Source organism: Streptomyces sp. VTCC 41912, assembly GCF_045799175.1.
Lineage (GTDB): Bacteria > Actinomycetota > Actinomycetes > Streptomycetales > Streptomycetaceae > Streptomyces > Streptomyces albulus_C.
Genome location: NZ_JBJMAB010000015.1, coordinates 63822 through 84802 on the forward strand (window position 1 = coordinate 63822; position 20981 = coordinate 84802).

Sequence of the window (20981 nt, forward strand, 5' to 3'; positions counted from 1 at the left end):
CGGGCGGTGCGCGGGCGGGGCAGCACTGCCCCGCCGCGCCCGGCCCGGTCCGGAATCGGTCAAGTGCCTTGCCTGGAACCAGAGTTCGGGGACAGGCGTCCGTACCACCATGGCGAGGAGCACGGGGGTGCCGCTGTGACAGAGCCGTTCGAGATGGGCGTGTTCGCCCTGAGCGGGGAGCTGCGCCGGCTCGGGCCGTACCGGCTGCTCGGCCAACTGGCCACCGGTGGGATGGGTGTGATCTACCTCGGGCGGGATCCGGGCACCGGTCGGATCGCCGCAGTGAAGACCCTGCTCGCCCCCGGCGGCGTGACCGCGGAGGCCCGCAAGCGCTTCGACCGGGAGGTCCGGCTCGCCCGCCGCGTCACGAGCACCTACACCGCCCGGGTGTGGGACTCCGACGTCGAGGCCGGTCGCCCCTGGATGGCCATGGAGTACGTGGCGGCGCCCTCGTTGGAGGCGCTGGTGGTGCAGCAGGGGGCCCTGGAGGACGAGCGGGCCGTGCGCTGGATCGCCTCCGGGGTCGTGCGGGCGCTGGCCGAACTCCACGGCAAGGGCATCGTGCACCGGGACGTCAAACCGCTGAACATCCTGCTGTCCGCCGACGGCCCGAAGGTCATCGACTTCGGCATCTCCCACGCCAGCGACCTCACCAGCACCCAACTCACCCTGGGCACCATCGCCTTCGCCGCGCCGGAACAGGCCGAGGGACAGCCCAGCACCCCGGCCTCGGACATCTACGCGCTCGGCATCACCCTGTACTACGTGGCCTGCGGGAAGCTGCCCTACCCCTCGACCCACGAGCCGTTGCAGCAGCTCAACTACGTGCGGCGGGCCGCCATCGACCTGGCCGGACTGCCCCCGGACCTGACCGGAGTGGTCCGCGACTGCCTCGCGGTGCAACCCGACGAGCGGCCCACCGCCGACCAACTGGTCCGACGCTTCGCGAAGGGCACCACCGGGGTCCTGCCGCCCGGCTGGACGTCGCTCATCGGGCGGTACGCCGACCAGGGCCGCCGGCTCCGCCGCGCCGCCGACCAGGCGGAGGCCGAGACCGTCACCCGCAGCTGGACCTCCGACCTCCCGGGCCGGACCAGACTCCTCACCCAGGAGCGGACGGACCGGGCGGACCGGGCGGACCGGGCGGACGCACCGCGGCGGCCGCGCCCGGAGCCGAGGAACGCCCCGCCCCCGGCGCCGCCGCGACCGGACGGAAAACCGGCGCGCAAGGTCGAGTGGGGCGCGATGTTCGGGGCCGTACTCGTCGTCCTGGCCATCGTCTGGTTGGTCCAGCACCGCAACGACGCGTCGACGGACACGGCGACCGGTGGGCCGACGAGCAGCACCTCCGACGCCACCACCTACGGCGCCGCCCCGACGACCTACGGCCCCGACCCCACCACCTACGGCCCCGATCCGACCACCTACCGTCCCGACCCCACGACCTACCGCCCGAGCCCCACTCCGTCCAGCGCCGACGACCTCGCCTTCGGCCGGATCGCCACCGACGACTGCCTGGGCAACCGCTACGACGCCAGCTGGACGCCCGACACCCCGACGGTGACCGGGTGTTCCGGTTCCGACGCCTACTACCGGGTGCAGTCCGTGTCGCGGTCGTCGACCTGCACCTCCGACGACATGACGTGGTTCCACACCAACGGCGACACCACCGAAGCCAACCTCTGCCTGCGGCGCAACTACGCCGTCGGCCAGTGCATGTTCGCCGTCGCGCAGGGCTCCTCGACGCTCTCCGTCTACACCAACGCCGTCACCCCGTGCGGCGCCGGCATCCCGGCCAAGTACCAGTACACCGTCCAGGTCACGCGGGTGTTCCCCAACGGTGCGCCGAACGACGCCTGCGGCAGCGACCGGCTCTGGAAGACCGACGGTGCCACCGTCTACTGCGGCAAGGCGATCTGGAAGCGGCACGGACTGCCCGACATGTAGGGCGCCGCCGGCCGCGGCCCGTCACAGCTCGCCCGCCCGCCACCGGGACTCCTCGTCGGCCAGGGCCGCCGCGCACGGGGTGCGTGCGCGCACCGCGGCCAGCCAGACGTACAGGCGCGGGCCGAGGGGCGCGGGCGGGTCCGGGGGCGGGCCGTCGCCGTCGCCGAGCAGGGCGAGGAGGGCGGCCGCGGTCGGGTCGTCCGGGGCGCAGGAGGGGCAGAGCACGGATTCCCTGAGGCCGTGCACCGGCGTCCCGGAGCGGTTGTGCCAGGTGTGGGGGTGGCGCACCACCAGCAGTACCGGGGTCCGGCAACGCGGGCAGGAGGGGGCGGCGGAATCGGCGGGATCGGCGGTGGGGTTCATGCCAGGCCCGCCCAGGCTTCGGCGCCGAACGCGCCCTTGACGTCGGAGGCGAGGGTGCCGGCGTCCACCGTGGCGGGCAGGGCGTAGACGGTGGTCTTGACGCTGCCGCGGACGCTGAGGTGGACGGGGTGGTCGCCGGGATGGTCGGCGAGGAGCCGCTTGAGTTCGTGCACCCCGTCCTCGGTGAGGCGGTGCGCGAGGAAGGCCAGCCGCACCGGAGGACGTCCGCCGTGCTCGGCCGCGGACAGGTCCAGCACGGCCAGTTCGCGGCCGAAGACGTTGAGGGTGCCGTCGCGGTCCTCGATCCGGCCGCGGACGGCGATGACGGCGTCCTCGGTCAGGGCGGGCTGCACGAGCTGGTAGGCGGCGGGGAAGAACAGCACCTCGATGCTGGCGTCGCGGTCGGCGAGGGTGACGATGGCCCAGGCGTTGCCCTGTTTGGTCACCTTGCGCTGGATGCCGGTGATCAGCCCGGACAGCTGCACCTCCCCGGTGGTGCGGCCGGAGCCGAGCAGCTCGGCGAGCGAGCAGTCCCGGGCGCCGGCGAGGACGTGCTCGGCCCCGTCCAAGGGGTGGGCGGAGACGTACAGGCCGAGCATCTCGCGCTCGGTGGCGAGCAGGTGGCGGCGCGGCCACTCCTCCGCGTCGATCGGGAGGTCCAGGCCGAAGGCCGGTCGGTCGTCGGCCCCGCCGCCGAGTCCGGCGAACAGGTCGTCCTGGCCGAAGCCGGCCGCCTTCTTCACCGGGATGATCGCGTCGATGGCACCCTCGTGGACCGCGGTCAGTCCCTTGCGGGTGTGGCCGAGCGAGTCGAAGGCGCCGGCCTTGATCAGGGATTCCACGGCCCGTTTGTTCAGCGCCGGCAGCTCGACCTTGTCCACGAAGTCGGCGAACGAGGTGAACTTCCCCTTCCGCCGGCGGGCGTCGACGACGGCCTCGATGACGGCGTCTCCGACGTTGCGCACCGAGCGCAGCCCGAACCGCACGTCGTCGCCGATCGCGGTGAACTCCGCGACGGAGGCGTTGACGTCGGGCTGGAGGACCCGGACGCCGTTCTTGCGGGCGTCGGCGAGGTAGACGGCGGCCTTGTCCTTGTCGTCGCCGACCGAGGTGAGCAGCGCGGCCATGTACTCCGCCGGGTAGTTGGCCTTGAGGTACGCGGTCCAGTAGGAGACGAGGCCGTAGCCGGCGGTGTGCGACTTGTTGAAGGCGTAGCCGGAGAACGGCAGCATCACGTCCCACAGGGCCCGGATCGCCTCGTCGGAGTAGCCGTTGTCGCGCATGCCGCCGTGGAACTTCTCCCACTCCGCGGCCAGCACCTCCGGCTTCTTCTTGCCCATCGCGCGGCGCAGCATGTCGGCGCCGCCCAGGGTGTAGCCGGCCAACTGCCGTGCGATGGCCATGATCTGCTCCTGGAAGATGAGCAGGTGGTGGGTGGAGCCCAGGATCGGCTCCAGCGCCTCCTTCAACTCCGGGTGGATGGGTGTCGGGTCCTGTTTGCCGTTCTGCCGCAGGGCGTAGTTGGTGTGCGCGTTGGCGGCCATCGGCCCCGGCCGGTAGAGGGCGTTGGCCGCGGCGATGTCCTCGAACCGGGTGGGCTCCATCAGTCTGAGCAGGGCCCGCATGCCGCCGCCGTCGAGCTGGAAGACGCCGAAGGTGTTGCCGTCGGCCAGCAGCCGGTACGTCGGGGCGTCGTCCAGGGGGATCACGACGGTGGCGGGGTCGCCGTCCAGGGGGTCCACGGTGGCCAGCCGCACGCCCCGGTTCCCGCGGATGTTCGCCAGCGCCTGGTCGATCACGCCGAGGTTCCGCAGGCCCAGGAAGTCCATCTTGACCAGGCCCATCGCCTCGCACGACGGGTAGTCGAACCCGGTGATCCGCGCGCCGTCCGCGGCCCGCATGTGCAAGGGGATCCGGTCGGTCAGCCGGGTCTTGGAGAGGATCACCGCCGCGGCGTGCACTCCGGTGCCGCGGGTCAGGCCCTCCACGCCGCGGGCGGTGTCGATCACCTGCTGCACGTCCGGTTCGGTGGCGTACAGCCGGCGGATCTCGCCGGCCTCGGCGTACCGCTCGTGCGCGGGGTCGAAGAGGGCGGCGAGCGGGGCGGACTTGCCGTTCTGGTCCGGCGGGAGCGCCTTGGTGATCCGTTCGCCGTGTGCGTAGGGGTAGCCCAGGATCCGGGAGGAGTCCTTGATCGCGTTCTTCGCCTTGATCTTGCCGAACGTGTTGACCAGGGCGGTGAACGCGTCGCCGTACTTCTCGGTGACGTAGCGGACCATCCGGTCGCGCTGGCGGTCGTCGAAGTCGAGGTCGACGTCCGGCGGGTTGATCCGCTCGGGGTTCAGGAACCGTTCGAAGAGCAGGCCGTGCTCCAGCGGGCAGAGTTCGGTGATGCGGGTGGCGTAGGCGACGAGGGAACCGGTGGCCGAGCCGCGGCCCGGGCCGAGCGGGATCCGGTTGTCCCGGGCGTGCCGGCAGATGTCCGCCACGACCAGGAAGTAGGAGCTGAAGCCCATCGGCCCGATGACCGCCATCTCGGTCTCGAACCGCTCCAGGACGTGCGGGGGTACCGGGTCCCCGTAGCGCAGGCTCAGCCCCTTGAGGACTTCCTTGCGCAGCCAGGACTCCTGGGTCTCGCCCTCGGGCAGGTCCGGGAACTGCGGCATCTCGTCGACGTGGTCGAAGACCGCGTCGTAGGGTTCGACGCGCTCGGCGACCAGCAGGGTGTGGTCGCAGGCCGCCGGGAGTTCGGCGAAGAGGCGCCGCATCTCGGCGGCGGACTTCAGGTAGTAGCCGGAGCCGTTGAAGCGGAACCGGTGCGGGTCGGCCTTGTTCTTGCCGACGCCGATGCACAGCAGGTTGTCGTGGGCGTCGGCCTGGTCCTCGGTGACGTAGTGCGCGTCGTTGGTGGCCAACAGCGGGATGTCGAGGTCCCTCGCCAGGCGCAGCAGGTCGTCGCGGACGGTCCGTTCGATGTCCAGGCCGTGGTCCATCAGCTCCAGGAAGTAGTTCTCCCGCCCGAAGAGGTCCTGGTAGGCGCCGGCCGCGGCCCGCGCCTCGGCGTACTGGCCGAGCCGCAGCCGGGTCTGGACCTCGCCGGAGGGGCAGCCGGTGGTGGCGATGATGCCGTCCGGCCGCTGCGCGATCAGCTCGCGGTCCATCCGCGGCTTGCCGGCCGGGAACTGGCCCTCGTAACTGGCCTGTGTGGAGAGCCAGAACAGGTTCCGCAGGCCCTGGACGTTCCGCGCCCACATGGTCATGTGGGTGAAGCGGCCGCCCCCGGAGACGTCCTTGGACCCCTCGCCGTCGTCGCTGACGGCGCGCCGGCCCCCGGGACCCCAGAACTCCCGCTTCCGGGTGAACCGGGACGACGGCGCCACGTACGCCTCGATCCCGATGATCGGCTTGACCCCGTCGAAGCCCTTCGCGACCTGCGCGAACTCGTAGGCCCCGAACATGTTCCCGTGGTCGCTCATGGCGATCGCCGGCATCTGCTGCCGGGCGACCTCGGCGAACATCGGCTTGAGCTTCTGCGCGCCGTCCAGCATCGAGTATTCGGTGTGGTTGTGCAGATGGACGAAAGTGTCCGACACGGGTGCGTCACCTCCGGGAAGATGGGCGGCCCCACCCGGCCGGAGCCGCGGCGGTGGCCGTGCGGGCAGGCAGCAACGGAGCCGTGGGACGGACCGGCCGGACCGTCCGCCACTCCGGACCCTTGCATGCCAGATACAACCAGAAGTTGTTCATGGTGCGGCCGGGCGTCGTGCCCGTGCGGACCGCGCAGGCGAAACCGGCGGACGTGCGCACGCCTGCGCGCCGCTGACCTACCGGTTTGTGCTGCACACTCCCTGGAGTGCAGTCCGGATCCCCGTTGACGACCGCCATCCAAGCCGCCCTCCGTGCGGCGGATCAAACAACCGCCACATCGGCGTGCCACAACGAACTGTTGTGTATGTAGGGTGGCGGCCGTGGACCTCAAAGCTGTGCGGACCTTCGTCGCGGTCGCGGAGACGGGGCAGTTCCAGAAGGCCGCCGTCGACCTCTCGCTCACCCAGCAGGCCGTCTCCAAGCGCATCGGCGCCCTGGAGGGCGAGCTCGGCGTGCGCCTGTTCACCCGGACGGCGCGGGGCGCCGTCCTCACCATCGACGGGCAGGCGTTCCTGCCGCACGCCCGCGCCCTCGTCCAGGCCGAGGAGCGGGCGGCGGCCTCCGTCCGGCCCGGCAGCCGCGCGCTCCGCGTCGACGTGGTCGGCCGGCGGCTGGCGACGGCCGGGCTGCTGCGCGACTTCCACCGCGCGCATCCCGCCATCACCCTCGACGTGGTCACGCTCTCCGACGCCGACGAGGCGGTCGCCGCCGTCCGGGCCGGTGCGATCGACGCCGCCTTCCGCGCCGTCACCCGGCCCGGCGGCCAACTGCCCGACGACGTCCGGGCCACCCCGGTCTTCGACGAGCCGCTCCAACTGTGCGTCGGCCCGGCCCACCGGTTCGCCGCCGCCCCCGCGGTCACCCCGGGCCAGCTCGCCGGGCACCGGATCTGGATGCCCGGCGCCGCCCCCGGCACGGAGTGGCGTGCCTACTACGACGACTTGGCCGCCGCCTTCGGCCTGACCCTCGACACGATCGGACCGGACTTCGGCATCGAGGCGCTCCTCGACGCCCTCGCGGACTCCGCGACGCTGGCCACCTTCTTCGGCCGCCGGACCCCGCTCGTCTGGCCCGACGGCCACGACCTGCGGCGGATCCCGATCCACGGGCCGACGCCGGTGTACCCGCACTCGCTGCTCTGGCGCGGCGACAACCCGCACCCCGGGCTCACCGCGCTCCGCGACCACCTCGCCTCGCTGCCCGTCGACCACCCCGACACCGAGACCTGGCGGCCGAGTTGGGCGCAGCGGCGCACACCGCCCGGTTAGGCCGGCGGCCCGGCGCCGGGTCCGTCGCCCGCCAGCCCCTTGCGGAAGACCGTGGAGCTCCGCGCCACCGTCATGCCCACCCGCAGGTACAGTTCGAGCGCGCCGGTGTTCGAATGGGTCCACAGGATGCAGCGTCGCCTGCCGTGCCGGTGGAAGGCGCGGAAGGCGTGGCGCAGCAGCAGGCGGGCGATGCCCCGGTTGCGGTGGTCGGTGCGGACCGCGACCTGCTCGACGTAGCCCTCGCCGGTCTCCGGGAGGTCCAACGACATGACGGCGCCCACCAGTTGGCCGTCGGCGAAGGCCAGCGACGACAGGCCGGGGGCGAAGGTGGGCCGTTCGACCGTGTGCCGGGCCCACTCCGCGTAGGACTTGCGGCGCGGCTGCCACGCGGCGAACGCGTCCTCGATGAGGCGGTGGGCGGCGCGTTCGTCGCCGGGGCGGAACGGCCGGACCGTGAGGTCCGCGGGGGACGCGGGCACCACCGGCTCCTCGGGCATGGCGTACGCCAACTGCCAGGAACGCACCAGGGGTTGGTACCCGCGCGAACGCAGCAGGGCGACGGCGGCGGTGTCGTCGTCCGGCACGGTCTGCACGATCCCGGCGCTCCCGACCTGGCGCGCCCGGACCTCGGCCCAATCCAGGAGGGCGGCGCCCAGTCCACGGCCCCGGTGGGCGGGATGGACGTCCACCTCCGAACGCCGGTCCACCCAGGCCCGGGCGGCCAGCCGGCCCGCCTGGTCGTGGACCAGCAGGGTGTCCCGCACCGGGTCCAGCCCCGGACGGTGCAGGTCCGCTGCGATGCCGCCGGGATCGGTCTCCGCCCTTCCGTGGAGGGCGCGTTCGCAGGTGGCCACCAGGCGGTGGACCGCGGCCAGGTCGTCGGCCGTGGTCGGTCTGGCCCGGTAGCCCGCGGGCAGAGGCGGCAGGAGTTCGGACATCGCCGGAGACTACCCCCGGGGCGGGGCGTCCGCCATGGTCCTCAGCCCGCCGCGGGGTCGGTGGCGGTGCGGTCGACCAGGCGCTCGTAGCGCTGGCGGGCCGCCTGGGGCGTGCCGAGGCCGAGGCCGAAGGAGATCTCCTGCCAGGTCATGCCGCGGCCGCGGGCCATCTGGAGGAGACCGGCCTCCAGTTCGTCCATCTCCCCGCGCACCATCGGGACCAGGCTCAGTGCGGCGGTGACGTCGGCGCGGTCCACCTCCGGCTCGCCGTCCTGGAGCAGGGCGGCCCCGCTGAGCAGGAAGGACACGAGCCGGACGGCCTCGTGCGGGCTGACGAAGGCGGGGTGCACCTGCCGCCGCCGCTGTTCGTCGGTGGCCGCGTGCCGCTCGGCGATCCGGAAGAGGGCGGCGTGGGCGCGGTGCGCGCGGGCCCGGCCGGGGTCCGGGGGAGTGAACGGGTCGGCGGGGGCGGTCGGTTGATCGGGCTGCTGGGGCTGCTGGGACTTCTGAGGCTGCTCCGAGGTCGCTGACATGACGTCAGGATGCCGACTTGTGTGAGGCGTTGTCAATGGATTGAGGTGAACGAGTTGTTCAAGCGTGTCGCGGTCGAGGGAGGAGGGGTCCCTGTCGGGGCTGATCGGGGTGGAGGGTCGGCGGCTCGCTACCCCCTCGGGGTATGTGGTACCCCTCCCTTTCCCTATCCGGCCCGTGCGGCCCGTGCGGCCCGTGGGGGCTCCGGCGTCCGGATGCCCGTCCGGGGCCGCGGCCCTACCCTCGGGGTATGCCGGGTCTTCGCGGAGCCCTAGCGGTGTTGGCGTCGGGTGCACTGGCCGGCGCCCTGGTGGGGATTCCGGCACCGGTCTCCCTCGCCGGGCCGCGGGGGGCGGCCGGCGGAGGGGCCCTCGACCCGTTCTACGCCCAGCGGCCGGCCTGGCAACCCTGCCCGGCGGACTTCCCCGGGACCGCTGCGTCGGGCCACGGCTCGGCGCCGCCGGCCACCACCGCGCCGCCCACCGCCGCCGGCCGCTTCCAATGCGCCCGCCTGGACGTGCCGCGCGACTACGCCCACCCGGAGAACGGCACGCTGCGCGTCCAGATGGTCCGGCTGCCCGCGACCGGGCCGGGCAAGCGGCTCGGCTCGCTCGTCATCAACCCCGGCGGCCCCGGTGATTCAGGCGTCAACTACCTCGTGGGCAACAGCGACGGCTTCGCCCACCTCGGCCAGCGCTACGACCTGGTGAGCTTCGACCCGCGCGGCACCGGCCACACCGAACCGGTCTCCTGCGGCACCGGCTACACCCCGGCCGGCGGCTCGGGCGCGGCCGGCCTCGCCGCCGACGAGCAGCGCATCAACGAAGCCTGCGGCCGGTACTCCGGCGCGCTGCTGCCCTGGCTCGGCACGCCGAACGTCGCCCGGGACATGGACGTGCTGCGGTCCGCGGTCGGCGACCGCAAGCTCAACTACCTCGGGTTCTCCTACGGGACCCGGCTCGGCGCGAACTACGCCCACCTCTTTCCGCGCACCGCCGGCCGGTTGGTCCTGGACAGTGTCGAGGACCCGACCAAGAACACCTGGCAGACCGCGGTCGCCCAGGCGGGCAGCTTCCAGCGGGTGCTCGACGACTTCGCCGCCGACTGCGTCCGCACCAGCGGCTGCCCGCTCGGGTCGAACGCCACCGGCGCCGACCGCCAACTCACCGACTGGTACCAGAAACTGACGGACCATCCGATCTCCGCGCAGGGCACGGACGTGGACGGCACGACCTACGTCTACGCGCTGCGGGAGGCGCTCTACAGCCGCGACAGCTGGCCCTCGCTGCGGGACGCCCTGGCGCGGCTGCGCCGCGGGGACGCCACCGGCATCCTCCAGCTGAGCGGTGGCGGCAGCGGCGGCAGCGGCACCGGTCGGCCCGGCGGCCGCCCCGTACGCGGCCCGACCACGGCGCTGCCCGCCCAGGACCAACTGGCCCTCCGGGCGATCAGCTGCCGGGACACCTCCGAGCGCTACGGGCCCGCCGACTACCCGCGCGCCGTGCGCGAACTCACCCAGGCCTCCCCGCTCTTCGGCCCGGACATCGCCCCGACGCTGCTGGACTGCTACGGCTGGCCGGTCCCGGGCGACGACTCCTCCCGCGAGGTGGCCGCGCACGACGCGCCGCCCGCCCTGCTCGTCGCCACCACCCGCGACCCCGCCACGCCGTACGAGGGCGCCGCGCACATGGCCCGGGCGCTGGGCAACTCCAGCGTGGTGCTGACCTACCACGGCGAGGGCCACGCCGCGTACACCTCCGGCAATCCGTGCGTGCGACAGAAGGTGGACGGGTTCCTGCTGGACGGCGTGCTGCCGGTGGGGGGCAGCGGCTGCCGCTGAGCGGCCCCGCGGGGCTCAGCCCGCCTTCCGCCCGCGGCCGGTGGTCTGCTTGGCCGCCGCCTTCCCGCGCGCCGTCCCCGCGGTCTTCTCCGCACCCTTCCCGCTGCCCGTGGCCTTCGTGCCGGCGCCCTTCGTGCCGGTGCGCTTGGCCGCCGCGGACTTCTTCGCCGCCGTCCCGCCCTTCGCGGTGCCGGCCGCGGCCCGTTTCGCGGGCTGCCGCTCGGCGGTCTTCCGGGCTGCGGTGGACTTCCGGGGCGCGGTCCTCGTCGCCGTGCGGCCGGCCGGCCGCGCCCCGCCACCCGACCCGGCCGTGCCGTCGGCGCCCTCCGTCCCCTCGGTCTCGCCGCGGGCCCGCTGTGCCGCCCGCACGCTGTCCTGGAGCGCCGCCATCAGGTCGTGCACCTGTCCCGCCGGCCGCTCCTCGCCCGCCTCGAACGCCGGCTCGCGGTGTGCGAGCTTGGCCGCCACGATCTCCTCCAGTGCCTCGCGGTAGTGGTCGTGGACGTCGTCCTCGGACAGCTCGCCGAAGGAGTCCATCAGCGTCTCGGCGGCCCGCACCTCGTTGGCGGCGACCTTCACCTCCCCTTCCGGGAGGACGCCGGTCATCGGGCGGATCTGGTGCGGCCACAGCAGGACCTGCATCACCAGCACGTCCGCCACCGGCCGGATCATCGCCAGGGTCTCCCGGCCGTGCAGGGCGATCTTGCCCAGCCCCACCCGTTGGTGCCGCTCCATCGTGTCCCGCAGCAGGGCGTACGGCTTCGCCGCCGCCGGCCCGTCGGCGCCCAGGTAGTAGCCCTTGCCCATCTGGAGCGGATCGATGTCGCCGCCCGCCACGAAGGCCAGGATGGTGAGGGTCTTGGCGGTCGGCAGCGGCAGCGCGTCCAGGTCGTCGTCGGTCAGCGGGACGACGGCGTCGTCGTCGGTGCGGTAGCCGCGGCCGATCTCGTCGGGGGAGACCTCGGTGCCTTCGAGGGAGCAGACGGGCTGGTTGCGCACGCGTCCGCCGTCGGCCGTGTGGATCCGCACGAAGCTGACCGCGGCGGTGGGGTCGGTGGCGTTGTAGGCGGCCACCGGGATCGTGACCAGGCCGAAGCTGAGGGAGAACTTCGCGGTGGGGCGCATGGGGGGAGCCGCCTTCGTGGTGCGGTTCGGTGCCGTTCCATGCTAGGAGGACGGCGCGCCGGCCACCTCCCGAGCCGGTCCGCACGGGCCGTGCCGGCCGTCGGCGGCCGGCACCGGCGACCGTGCCACCGACCTGACGTCACGTCATCTGCCGAGCGGGTGCCCGAACGGGCCGCCGGTGGCGCTCACCCGCCGGTCCAGGTCCATTCCGCGACCTCCGGCAGGTCCGTGCCGTGCTCCCGGATCCAGGCGTGGTGGCGGATCCGGGCGTCCGTCATCGCCTGCCGCAGTGCCACCGCGCGCACGCCCAGCCCCGGCACCCGGTCCACCGCGTCCAGCACCAGCCGGAACCGGTCGAGGTCGTTGCGGACGACCATGTCGAAGGGCGTCGTGGTGGTGCCCTCCTCCTTGTAGCCGTGGACGTGCAGGTGCTGGTGGCCGGCGCGGCGGTAGCAGAGCCGGTGGATCAGCCAGGGATAGCCGTGGTACGCGAAGATGACCGGCTTGTCCCGGGTGAACAGGGCGTCGAACTCGGAGTCCGGCATTCCGTGCGGATGGACCTCGGCGGGCAGCAGCCGGGCGAGGTCGACGACGTTGACCACCCGCACCGCGAGCTCCGGCAGGTGGTGTCGCAGCAGGTCGGCGGCGGCCAGGGTCTCCAGGGTGGGCACGTCCCCCGCACAGGCCAGCACCACGTCCGGTGCGCGGTCGCCGGTCTCGGTGCCCGCCCACTCCCAGGCGCCGGCGCCGCGGGCGCAGTGCACCCGGGCCTGGTCCAGGGTGAGCCAGTCGAAGCAGGGTTGCTTGCCGGCGACGATCACGTTGACGTGGTCGCGGCTGCGCAGCGCGTGGTCGGCCACGGTCAGCAGGGTGTTGGCGTCCGGCGGGAGGTAGACCCGGACGACCTCGGGGCTCTTGTTGAGGACGTGGTCGACGAAGCCCGGGTCCTGGTGCGAGAAGCCGTTGTGGTCCTGCCGCCAGACGTGCGAGGTGAGCAGGTAGTTGAGGGAGGCGACCGGCCGCCGCCAGGGCAGCCGGCGCGCGGTCTTCAACCACTTGACGTGCTGGTTGACCATCGAGTCCACGATGTGCGCGAACGCCTCGTAGCTGGCGAACAGCCCGTGCCGCCCGGTGAGGAGGTAGCCCTCCAGCCACCCCTGGCAGAGGTGTTCGGAGAGCACCTCCATCACCCGGCCGTCGCGCGCCAGGTACTCGTCGGTGGGGAGCGTGGCGGCCTGCCACGCCTTGCCGGTGGCCTCGTAGACGGCGTCCAGCCGGTTCGAGGCGGTCTCGTCCGGGCCGACCAGCCGGAAGTCGCGGCGCTCGGCCGTCGCCGCCATGACGTCGGCCAACAGCCCGCCGAGCACCCGGGTCGGTTCGTGCAGCACGGTGCCGGGCTTGTCGACCTCGACCCCGTGCCGCTGGAGCGGCGGCAGTGGCAGGTCGCGCAGCAGCAGCCCGCCGTTGGCGTGCGGCGAGGCACCCAGCCGCCGCCGGTCCTGGGGCACGCACGCCAACACCTGCGGGCGCGGCCGCCCCGCCTCGTCGAACAGCTCCTCCGGACGGTACGAGCGCATCCATCGCTCCAGCTGGTGCCGGTGGTCGGCGTGTTCGCGGACCCCGGGGAGGGGGACCTGGTGGGCGCGCCAGGTGCCCTCGACGGGGTGCCCGTCCACCTCGCGCGGACCGGTCCAGCCCTTGGGGGTGCGCAGCACGATCACCGGCCAGTGCGGGCGTCGGGCGTCGCCGTCGGCGCGGGCCCGGCGGTGGATCGCCGCGATCCGGTCCAGCGCCCGGTCCATGGCCGCGGCCAGCGCCTGGTGCACCGCCGCCGGGTCGTCGCCGGTGACGTGCAGCGGCTCGTGTCCGTAGCCGCGCAGCAGCGCGTCGAGTTCGTCCTCGGGGATGCGGGCCAGCACCGTCGGATTGGCGATCTTGTAGCCGTTGAGGTGGAGGATCGGCAGCACCGCCCCGTCGTGCACCGGGTCCAGGAACTTGGTGGCGTGCCAGGACGCGGCGAGCGGCCCGGTCTCCGCCTCGCCGTCGCCGATCACGCAGGCGACCAGCAGCTCCGGGTTGTCGAAGGCCGCTCCGTAGGCGTGGGTGAGGGAGTAGCCCAGTTCGCCGCCCTCGTGGACGGAGCCCGGGGTCTCGGGCGCGACGTGGCTGGGCACCCCGCCCGGGAACGAGAACTGCCGGAACAGCTCCGCCATCCCGGCCCGGTCCCGGGTCACGTCCGGGTACGTCTCGGTGTACGTGCCGTCCAGCCAGGAGTTGGCCAGCACCGCCGGGCCGCCGTGCCCCGGCCCCCAGACGCACAATGCGTCCAGGTCGCGGGCCTTGATCACCCGGTTGAGGTGGGTGTGCACGAGGTTCAGGCCGGGGGAGGTGCCCCAGTGGCCGAGCAGCCGGGGCTTGATGTGCTCCGGGCGCAGCGGCTCGGTCAGCAGCGGATTGGCCATCAGGTAGATCTGCCCGACGGCGAGGTAGTTGGCGGCCCGCCAGTGCGCGTCGAGGGCGCTCAGCTCGGCCGCGTCGAGCGGGGCCGCCGCGTCCGCCGCGCCGGCCGCCGAGGGGGCCGTGGTCGTCCGGGTCCGGGTGTGTGCCACAGTCAGCTCCTCATGTCGCGCGGTGCCGCCGCGGAGCGGGCTAGCCGTTGCGCCGGTCGGCGGTCCGCGGCACGGTCCGGCCGGCCGCGAGGTAGCGCTCCGCCTCCAGGATCGCCTCGTGGACGGTGCGCCGGCCCATCAGCACGCACAGCGTGTAGGCCAGGTCCTCCAGCTGGCGGCGGGCCGCCGGATCGTGCGGATCGGCGAGCACCACGCGTTCCCAGACGCGGTAGCGCCGCAGCAGGTCGACGAGCACGGACTTGTCCGGCAGCAGCATGTCGTCTTCTTCTCCCGACATCGGTCCGGCGTCCCCGAGGCGGCCGACGGCCGTGGCCGGGCGGGGCCGGGCACGGGTCGTTCCCACCTTGCGCCGGCGGTGCGGCGGCTGCAACCGGACGGCCCGCCGCCGGCCGGGCGGCGCTCAGTCGGGCGGCTCGGGCGGTTCGGGGTGCTCGTCGGGGCGGTTGCCGGGCGGTTCCTCAGGCGGCTCCCCGGCCGGCTCCTCGGGCTCCGTCGCCGGCTCCCGCTCGGGGTCCGGCGTCCCCGGGTCGCGCGGTACCGGGTGGGGCGTGCTGGGTACGGGCCCCGGCCCGTCACCCGTCGTTCCTCCGGCCATGCTGGCGGACCTCCCTCCTGGTGGTTCCATCCTGCGATGGTCCGCTGCCCGCCGCCCCTTTGCCCAAACCCCCGCCCGCGCCACCCAGCCGTTGATACGTTCAGGTCATGAACGCGCGTGCGGACGACGGCAGCGCCGGGGACGTCGACTACGGCGCGATCGGCGCGGGATACGCCGACCACCGCCGGCCCGACCCCCGCATCGCGGCCCTGGTCCACCAGGCCCTCGGTACCGCCCGCACGGTCGTGAACGTCGGGGCGGGCGCCGGCTCCTACGAAGCGGTCTCGCTCGACGTCACCGCCGTCGAGCCCTCCGCGGCGATGCGGGCCCAGCGGCCGCCGCACCTCGCCCCGGCGCTCGACGCGGTCGCCGAGCGGCTGCCCTTCGCCGACGACTCCTTCGACGCCGCGATGACCACGTTCAGCGTCCACCAGTGGAGCGACCCGGCGGCCGGGCTGCGCGAGCTGCGCCGGGTGGCGACCGGCCCGGTCGTGGTGCTGACCTGCGACCCGCGGCGGGTGCGGGACTTCTGGCTCCACGACTACTGCCCCGAGGTGCTGGACACCGAGGCCCGCCGCTACCCCGAGGTCGACGCCCTGACCGCCGCCCTCGGCGGCACGGTGCGCGTGACGCCGGTCCCGATCCCCCTGGACTGTTCCGACGGCTTCAACGAGGCGTACTACGGGCGCCCCGAGCGCCTCCTCGACCCCGCCGCCCGCCGGGCGTGCTCCGCCTGGAGCTTCGTCGACGCGCCGGTGCGGGACCGCTTCGCCGACGCCCTGCGCCGCGACCTCGCCGACGGCACCTGGGACGCCCGCCACGGCGCGCTGCGCGAACGCCCCTCGCTGGAGGGCTCGTTGGTGCTGCTGCGGGCCCTGCCGGCGTGATCCCCGTCGGTCCGGCGCCCGGCACCGATCGCGCGGGCGGGCCCGCTGTGCTCCGCTGGTAGGCAGGACGGTCCCGGTCGCACGGGACGGGCCGCGGACCGAGCACCAGCCGAGGAGCGCCGTGCCATGCCCGCCACCGCCTTCCGCATCGCGATCATCGGGGCCGGCCCCGGCGGGCTGGTCTGCGCCGGGATCCTCCAGCGGTACGGGGTGCCGGTGACCGTCTTCGAACGGGACCCGGGCCCGACGCGGGTCGGGCCGGGCGGCCCCCTCACCCTGCGCGCGGCGACCGGGCTGGCGGCGTTGCGGGTGGCGGGGCTGGAACGGGCGTTCCGCGCCGCGGCCCGGCCCGCCGGCCAGGAGCTCCGGCTGCTCGACCGCACCGGCGCGGTGCTCCACCGGGACCTCCCGGTCCCGGGCCCGGAAGCGGACCGCCCCGAGATCGACCGTGGCGCGCTGCGCCGCCTGCTGGTGGCGGCGCTCGCGCCGGGCACCGTCCGCTGGGCCAGCCACCTGCGGACGCTGCACCCGTGCGGCGGCGGCCGCCACCGGGCGGTCTTCGACGACGGCGGGACGGCCGCCTTCGACCTGGTCGTCGGCGCCGACGGCATCTGGTCGCGGGTCCGCCCGCTGCTGTCCGACGCCGAGCCGCACTACTGCGGCGTGACCTTCGTCGAGGCCGGCCTCGACGACGTCGACACCCGGCACCCGCGGTCGGCCCGGCTGGTCGGCCGCGGCACCATGATGGCGCTGTCCGGGGGCCGGGGCCTGCTCGCCCGCCGCGACGGCCGCGGCCGGATCCGGCTCTACGCGGCCTTCCGGGGCTCCCAGGACTGGGCGCGCGGGGCCGGGGTGCGCACCACCGACACCGAGGCGGTCCGGGCCGCCCTGCTGGCCGGGTTCGCGGGCTGGCACGAAAGCCTGCTGGCGCTGCTCAGGGAGAGCGACGGCGGGTTCGCGAGCCACCCGCTGTTCGCGCTGCCGGTGCCGCACGTCTGGCCGCACACCCCGGGCCTGACGCTGCTCGGCGACGCCGCGCACCTGATGGCGCCGCTCTCCGGCCCGGGCGTCGACCTGGCGCTGGCGGACGGCTGCGCGCTGGCCCGGAACCTCGTCGAGGCGCACACCTGGCAGACCGACCCGGACCGGGCGGTGCGCGCGTACGAGGCGGCGCTCTTCCCCCGCGCGGCCACGGCCGCCCGGGCCGCCGCGCGCGACCTGGCCGCCGCCCTCCCGCCGGACGCCCCGCACCGCTCCCACCGCCCGTTCCGCCGTCGGGAACCGCACCCGCACCCGCCCTGACCCGCGCCGCCGCGCCGGGTTGCGGGCCCGCACCGCCCGTCGCACGATCGGCAGCACGGGAGCCGGGGGCGGCGCGGTCCGGTGCGCCGCCCGGCCGGCCGTGGCGCCGAGGGACGGAGCAGCGCGTGAAGATCACCGAGCCGACGCCCGGTGCGCCGTGTTGGGTCGAGCTGGGCACCTCGGACGTGGCCGCCGCCGCGGTCTACTACCGAGAGGTCTTCGGATGGCACCCGGCGACCGAACCGCGGGCCGGGGCCGGCGGTTACACGATCTTCTCGGCGGGCGACGCCCGGGTCGCCGCGGCGACCCCGCTCTACGCGGCGGGCCAGCCCACGGCCTGGACCGTCACCTTCGCCACTCGGGACGCGGAGGCGCTGGCCACGTCCGTGTCCGAGGCCGGCGGCAGCGTGCTGGTGGACCCGCGGGACGTCTTCGACATGGGCCGGTTCGCGGTGTTCGCCGATCCGCAGGGCGCGGCTTTCGCGGTCTGGCAGGCGGGCTCCTTCGCCGGCGCGGAACTGCTCAACGAGCCCGGTGCGCTCGGCTGGGTGGAGCTGGCCACCGGCGACCCCGAGACCGCGGTGGCCTTCTACTCCCGGATCTTCGGATGGTCCGTCAAGTCCCATGGCACGTACGCCCAGTGGGGGATCGAGGGCGCCGACTTCGGCGGCATGAGCACCGTGCAGGACCGCGACCGGGAGGACGTCCGGCCGCACTGGCTGCCGTACTTCGCGGTGGAGTCCGTCGACGGGACCGCGACGCGGGCCGCCGACTCCGGGGGCATGCTGCTGATGGCGCCGACCGACGTCCCGGACGGCCCGCGGATCGCCATGGTGCGCGATCCGCAGGGTGCCGTCTTCGGCATCCACCAGGCGGGTACGGAAGGCTGACCGCACGCACCGGCGCGCCGGGGGGCGGGTGATTTCCTTCGCCCACCGGCCCCACACGGCGTCACACGATCGGCCGTGCAGTCGTCGTTTCACCACACTGTTTGGGGTCTTTGCGCGTAATGTCCGCATCGCACCGTTGGGTGGCACTGCGCGGCACGCATCGCGCGTCAAGAAATGGAGACCCCTATGTCCACGACCGACGTCCTCGTGGCCCGAGGCAAGAAGCTCGCAGCCGGTGCGGGCGCACTGACCACGGCCGTCGCCCTGGGGGCGACGCTGCTCGTAGCGGCTCCGGCGCAGGCGGACCCGCGGCCCCAGCCCCAGATGCAGGCCAGCTCGGGCGACTCGTACGGCACCATCACCGCCGCCCGTGGGATGAACGAGCGCGAGTACCCGAGCACGGACTCCGCCTCGCAGGGAGACCTCCGCAACCGCGCCCGGGTCTACCTCGTCTGCAAGGTCCGCGCCCAGAACATCCGCGGCAACGAGGTCTGGTACCTGGTCCGCGGGAGCCGGCGGAGCTGGATCTCGGCCAAGCACGTGACGAACACCGGCTTCGTGAAGTACTGCAAGGACGGGCAGCGCGACCGCGACCGCGCCCGGGCCGGTGAGGCCGCCAAGCACGCCGGCTGAACCCGGCCGCCCGGCGCGGCGGTTCTCCGGCCGGGGCCCGGCGCGACACCCCTCCAGGGGGCGCGCCGGGCCCTTCGGGCGTCCGGACCGGAGCGGTCACCGCCCTTCCGTATTACTGGAACGCGTTCTACTGTGCCCCCGATCCCGGAATCCGACGGGCCGTCAGCACCCGGGCGGCCGTCGGCGCCGGGACGAGTCGACCGGACGACTGGTGGAGGGGCCGTGCACCTGGACTACACCCCGGAACAGCAGCGGCTGCGCGCCGAACTGCGGGCGTACTTCGCCGCGTTGGTACCGGACAACGCCTACGCCCGCTACGCCGACCCGGCCGCCCAGAAGCGCTTCTACCGCGACACGGTGCGTCGGCTCGGGGCCGACGGCTGGCTGGGCGTCGGCTGGCCCACGGAGTACGGCGGGCGCGGGATGACGCCCATGGAACAGTTCATCTTCTTCGACGAGGCCGCCCAGGCCGGGGTGCCGCTGCCGCTGATGGCGCTGAACACCGTCGGCCCGACCCTCATGCAGTACGGCACCGACGAGCAGAAGGCGTACTTCCTGCCCCGGATCCTCTCCGGCGAGCTCGACTTCGCGATCGGCTACAGCGAACCGGACGCCGGCACCGACCTCGCCGCCCTGAAGACCCGCGCGGTGCGCGAGGGCGACGAGGAGAGCGGCCACTACGTCGTCAACGGCCAGAAGATCTGGACCACCAACGGCGACACCGCCGACTGGGTCTGGCTGGCGGTCCGCACCGGCCCCGTCGAAGAGGGCGTCCCACCCCACAAGGGCATCACCATGCTCCTGGTCCCCACCAGCGACCCCGGCTACTCCTGCACCCTGATCAACACCCTGGCCTCGCACGACACCACCGCCAGCTACTACGAGAACATCACCGTCCCCGCCACCCGCCGCGTGGGCCAGGAGAACAAGGGCTGGCGGATCATCACCAACCAGCTCAACCACGAACGGGTCACCCTCGCCGCCCACGGCACCATGGCCATCCGCGCCCTGCACGACGTCCAGCGCTGGGCCGCCGGCACCAAGCTCGCCGACGGCCGCCGGGTCATCGACCTGGGCTGGGTGCGCGGGCGGCTGGCCCGCACCCACACCAGACTGGACGCCATGAAGCTGTTGAACTGGCGGATGGTCGACGCGCTCCACCGCGGCACGCTCACCCCGCAGGACGCCTCGGCGGTCAAGGTCTACGGCTCCGAGGCCCGACGGGACGCCTACGCCTGGCTGATGGAGGTGGCCGGCGCGGCCGGACCGCTGACCGAGGGCTCGGCGGGCGCGGTGCTCCACGGCGAACTGGAACGCGGCTACCGCTCCTCGGTCATCTTCACCTTCGGCGGCGGCAACAACGAGATCCAGCGCGAGATCATCTCGTGGATCGGCCTCGGCATGCCCCGGGTGCGGCGCTGACCGTCCAAGGAGGCGCGACGGCGATGGCAGGCGATCCGGGGCTCTTCGGGCCCCATTCGGTGACCTGGCAACTGCACGCCGACCCGATGATGTGGATCGCCGGCGTCCGGGCGCTCCACCTCCAGGCGCTGCACCCGCGCGCGGTGCGCGGCGTCCTGCAGAACTCGGCCGCCTTCCGCCCGGACGCGCAGGGTCGGCGGGACGCCTGGGGCCGGCTGATGCGCACCGCCGACTTCGTCGGCACCCTCAGCTACGGCACCACCGACGCCGCCGAGCGCGCCGGCGCCGCGGTCCGCGGCCGCCACCGCCGGCTGACCGCCACCGACCCGGCCACCGGCGCGCGCTACCGGATCGACGAACCGGAGCTGCTGCGGTGGGTGCACTGCGCCGAGGTGGACTCCTACCTCCAGGTGCTGCGCCGCTCCGGCTACCCTCTGACCGACCGGCAGGCCGACCGCTACCTCGACGAACAGCGCACCAGCGCCCGGCTCGTCGGCCTCGACCCGGACACCGTCCCCGGCGACCGGGCCGCGCTCGCCGCCTACTTCGAGCGGATCCGACCGGACCTCGCGGGCACCGACGAGGCCCACCAGGTCGACGCCTTCCTGCGCCGCCCACCGGTCCCGGACCCGTTGGCCCCGGCCCGCGCCCTGCTCTGGCGACCGGTGGCCGACCTGGCGTACGCGACCCTGCCCGGTTACGCGCACCGGCTGTACGGCCGCCCGGCGCCGCCGCCCGCCACCACCACCCGCCGGCTGCGCACCGCCGGCCGGTTGCTGCGGGCCGTACCGCCCGCGCTCCGCTGGCGGCTGCCGCCGCGGCACGTCCTGCGGGCGGTGGCCCGGCTCGGGCCCGCCGCGCGCCCGGGGACCTTCAAGCTCCGCGACTCCGCCGCCATACTGGACGGGCACGACACACAGGGGGATCCACGCGGCTGAACGCGGGAGCGGGGGCGGCGATCG

17 protein-coding genes are annotated in these 20981 nt (G+C 74.1%); 9 read left to right on the forward strand and 8 right to left on the reverse strand.

The window, feature by feature from the left end; translation table 11 throughout:
• The first annotated feature begins 135 nt into the window (after positions 1-135).
• On the forward strand, positions 136-1947 hold the full coding sequence (locus tag ACJ6WD_RS21755) for a serine/threonine-protein kinase (RefSeq protein WP_407616357.1): 1812 nt from the start codon (positions 136-138) through the stop codon (positions 1945-1947).
• 21 nt (positions 1948-1968) lie between these two features.
• On the opposite strand, the gene ACJ6WD_RS21760 is transcribed toward ACJ6WD_RS21755, so the two are convergent.
• Together ACJ6WD_RS21760 and dnaE are read right to left on the reverse strand one after the other, a co-directional pair.
• Positions 1969-2310, reverse strand: a complete 342-nt coding sequence (locus ACJ6WD_RS21760) for a DUF6300 family protein (protein ID WP_407616358.1) — start codon at positions 2308-2310, stop codon at positions 1969-1971.
• The gene (gene dnaE / locus ACJ6WD_RS21765; RefSeq protein ID WP_233659631.1) at positions 2307-5903 is read right to left on the reverse strand and encodes a DNA polymerase III subunit alpha; all 3597 of its coding nucleotides are present in this window, start codon (positions 5901-5903) and stop codon (positions 2307-2309) included. The genes ACJ6WD_RS21760 and dnaE overlap by 4 nt, the downstream gene beginning before the upstream one ends.
• Positions 5904-6278: 375 nt before the next feature.
• On the opposite strand from dnaE, the gene ACJ6WD_RS21770 reads away from it, so the two are divergent.
• Positions 6279-7226, forward strand: coding sequence for a LysR family transcriptional regulator (locus ACJ6WD_RS21770; protein ID WP_233659632.1), 948 nt, complete (start codon positions 6279-6281; stop codon positions 7224-7226).
• Here the strand turns inward: ACJ6WD_RS21770 and ACJ6WD_RS21775 are convergent.
• Together ACJ6WD_RS21775 and ACJ6WD_RS21780 are read right to left on the reverse strand one after the other, a co-directional pair.
• Positions 7223-8164 (reverse strand): GNAT family N-acetyltransferase, encoded by a 942-nt coding sequence (locus ACJ6WD_RS21775; protein ID WP_407616359.1) that lies wholly within the window; start codon positions 8162-8164, stop codon positions 7223-7225. The genes ACJ6WD_RS21770 and ACJ6WD_RS21775 overlap by 4 nt on opposite strands.
• Before the next feature lie 41 nt (positions 8165-8205).
• On the reverse strand, positions 8206-8697 hold the full coding sequence (locus ACJ6WD_RS21780; protein WP_331249425.1) for a DNA-binding protein: 492 nt from the start codon (positions 8695-8697) through the stop codon (positions 8206-8208).
• 248 nt (positions 8698-8945) lie between these two features.
• Between ACJ6WD_RS21780 and ACJ6WD_RS21785 the strand changes: the two genes are divergently transcribed.
• Positions 8946-10535, forward strand: coding sequence for an alpha/beta hydrolase (locus ACJ6WD_RS21785; protein ID WP_407616360.1), 1590 nt, complete (start codon positions 8946-8948; stop codon positions 10533-10535).
• Between the two features lie 15 nt (positions 10536-10550).
• Here the strand turns inward: ACJ6WD_RS21785 and ACJ6WD_RS21790 are convergent, their stop codons facing one another.
• From ACJ6WD_RS21790 to ACJ6WD_RS21805, 4 genes are all read right to left on the reverse strand, one after another.
• Entirely contained in the window at positions 10551-11660 is a 1110-nt protein-coding gene (locus ACJ6WD_RS21790; protein ID WP_233659636.1) for a Ku protein, read from the reverse strand.
• 185 nt (positions 11661-11845) lie between these two features.
• Positions 11846-14269 carry a phosphoketolase family protein gene (locus tag ACJ6WD_RS21795; protein ID WP_331249427.1) on the reverse strand — a complete coding sequence of 808 codons (2424 nt, stop codon included), beginning with the start codon at positions 14267-14269 and terminating at the stop codon, positions 11846-11848.
• Between the two features lie 40 nt (positions 14270-14309).
• Entirely contained in the window at positions 14310-14567 is a 258-nt protein-coding gene (locus ACJ6WD_RS21800) for a DUF5133 domain-containing protein (protein ID WP_233659637.1), read from the reverse strand.
• A gap of 123 nt (positions 14568-14690) precedes the next feature.
• Complete coding sequence (locus ACJ6WD_RS21805; RefSeq protein WP_233659638.1) at positions 14691-14885, reverse strand: hypothetical protein; 195 nt, start codon at positions 14883-14885, stop codon at positions 14691-14693.
• 107 nt (positions 14886-14992) lie between these two features.
• On the opposite strand from ACJ6WD_RS21805, the gene ACJ6WD_RS21810 reads away from it, so the two are divergent.
• The 6 genes from ACJ6WD_RS21810 to ACJ6WD_RS21835 all read left to right on the forward strand — a co-directional run bounded on the left by ACJ6WD_RS21810 (position 14993) and on the right by ACJ6WD_RS21835 (position 20957).
• Positions 14993-15772 (forward strand): class I SAM-dependent methyltransferase, encoded by a 780-nt coding sequence (locus tag ACJ6WD_RS21810; protein ID WP_407616361.1) that lies wholly within the window; start codon positions 14993-14995, stop codon positions 15770-15772.
• A 126-nt stretch (positions 15773-15898) separates the two neighbouring features.
• Positions 15899-17074 (forward strand): FAD-dependent oxidoreductase, encoded by a 1176-nt coding sequence (locus ACJ6WD_RS21815; RefSeq protein ID WP_407616362.1) that lies wholly within the window; start codon positions 15899-15901, stop codon positions 17072-17074.
• Between the two features lie 125 nt (positions 17075-17199).
• On the forward strand, positions 17200-17964 hold the full coding sequence (locus tag ACJ6WD_RS21820; RefSeq protein WP_407616363.1) for a VOC family protein: 765 nt from the start codon (positions 17200-17202) through the stop codon (positions 17962-17964).
• A gap of 186 nt (positions 17965-18150) precedes the next feature.
• Positions 18151-18597 carry an SH3 domain-containing protein gene (locus ACJ6WD_RS21825; RefSeq protein ID WP_233659642.1) on the forward strand — a complete coding sequence of 149 codons (447 nt, stop codon included), beginning with the start codon at positions 18151-18153 and terminating at the stop codon, positions 18595-18597.
• A 222-nt stretch (positions 18598-18819) separates the two neighbouring features.
• Positions 18820-20019: an acyl-CoA dehydrogenase family protein gene (locus ACJ6WD_RS21830; RefSeq protein WP_016573817.1), complete on the forward strand. Its 1200-nt coding sequence runs from the start codon at positions 18820-18822 to the stop codon at positions 20017-20019.
• A 23-nt stretch (positions 20020-20042) separates the two neighbouring features.
• Entirely contained in the window at positions 20043-20957 is a 915-nt protein-coding gene (locus ACJ6WD_RS21835) for an oxygenase MpaB family protein (RefSeq protein ID WP_376439074.1), read from the forward strand.
• The last annotated feature ends 24 nt before the right edge of the window (positions 20958-20981 follow it).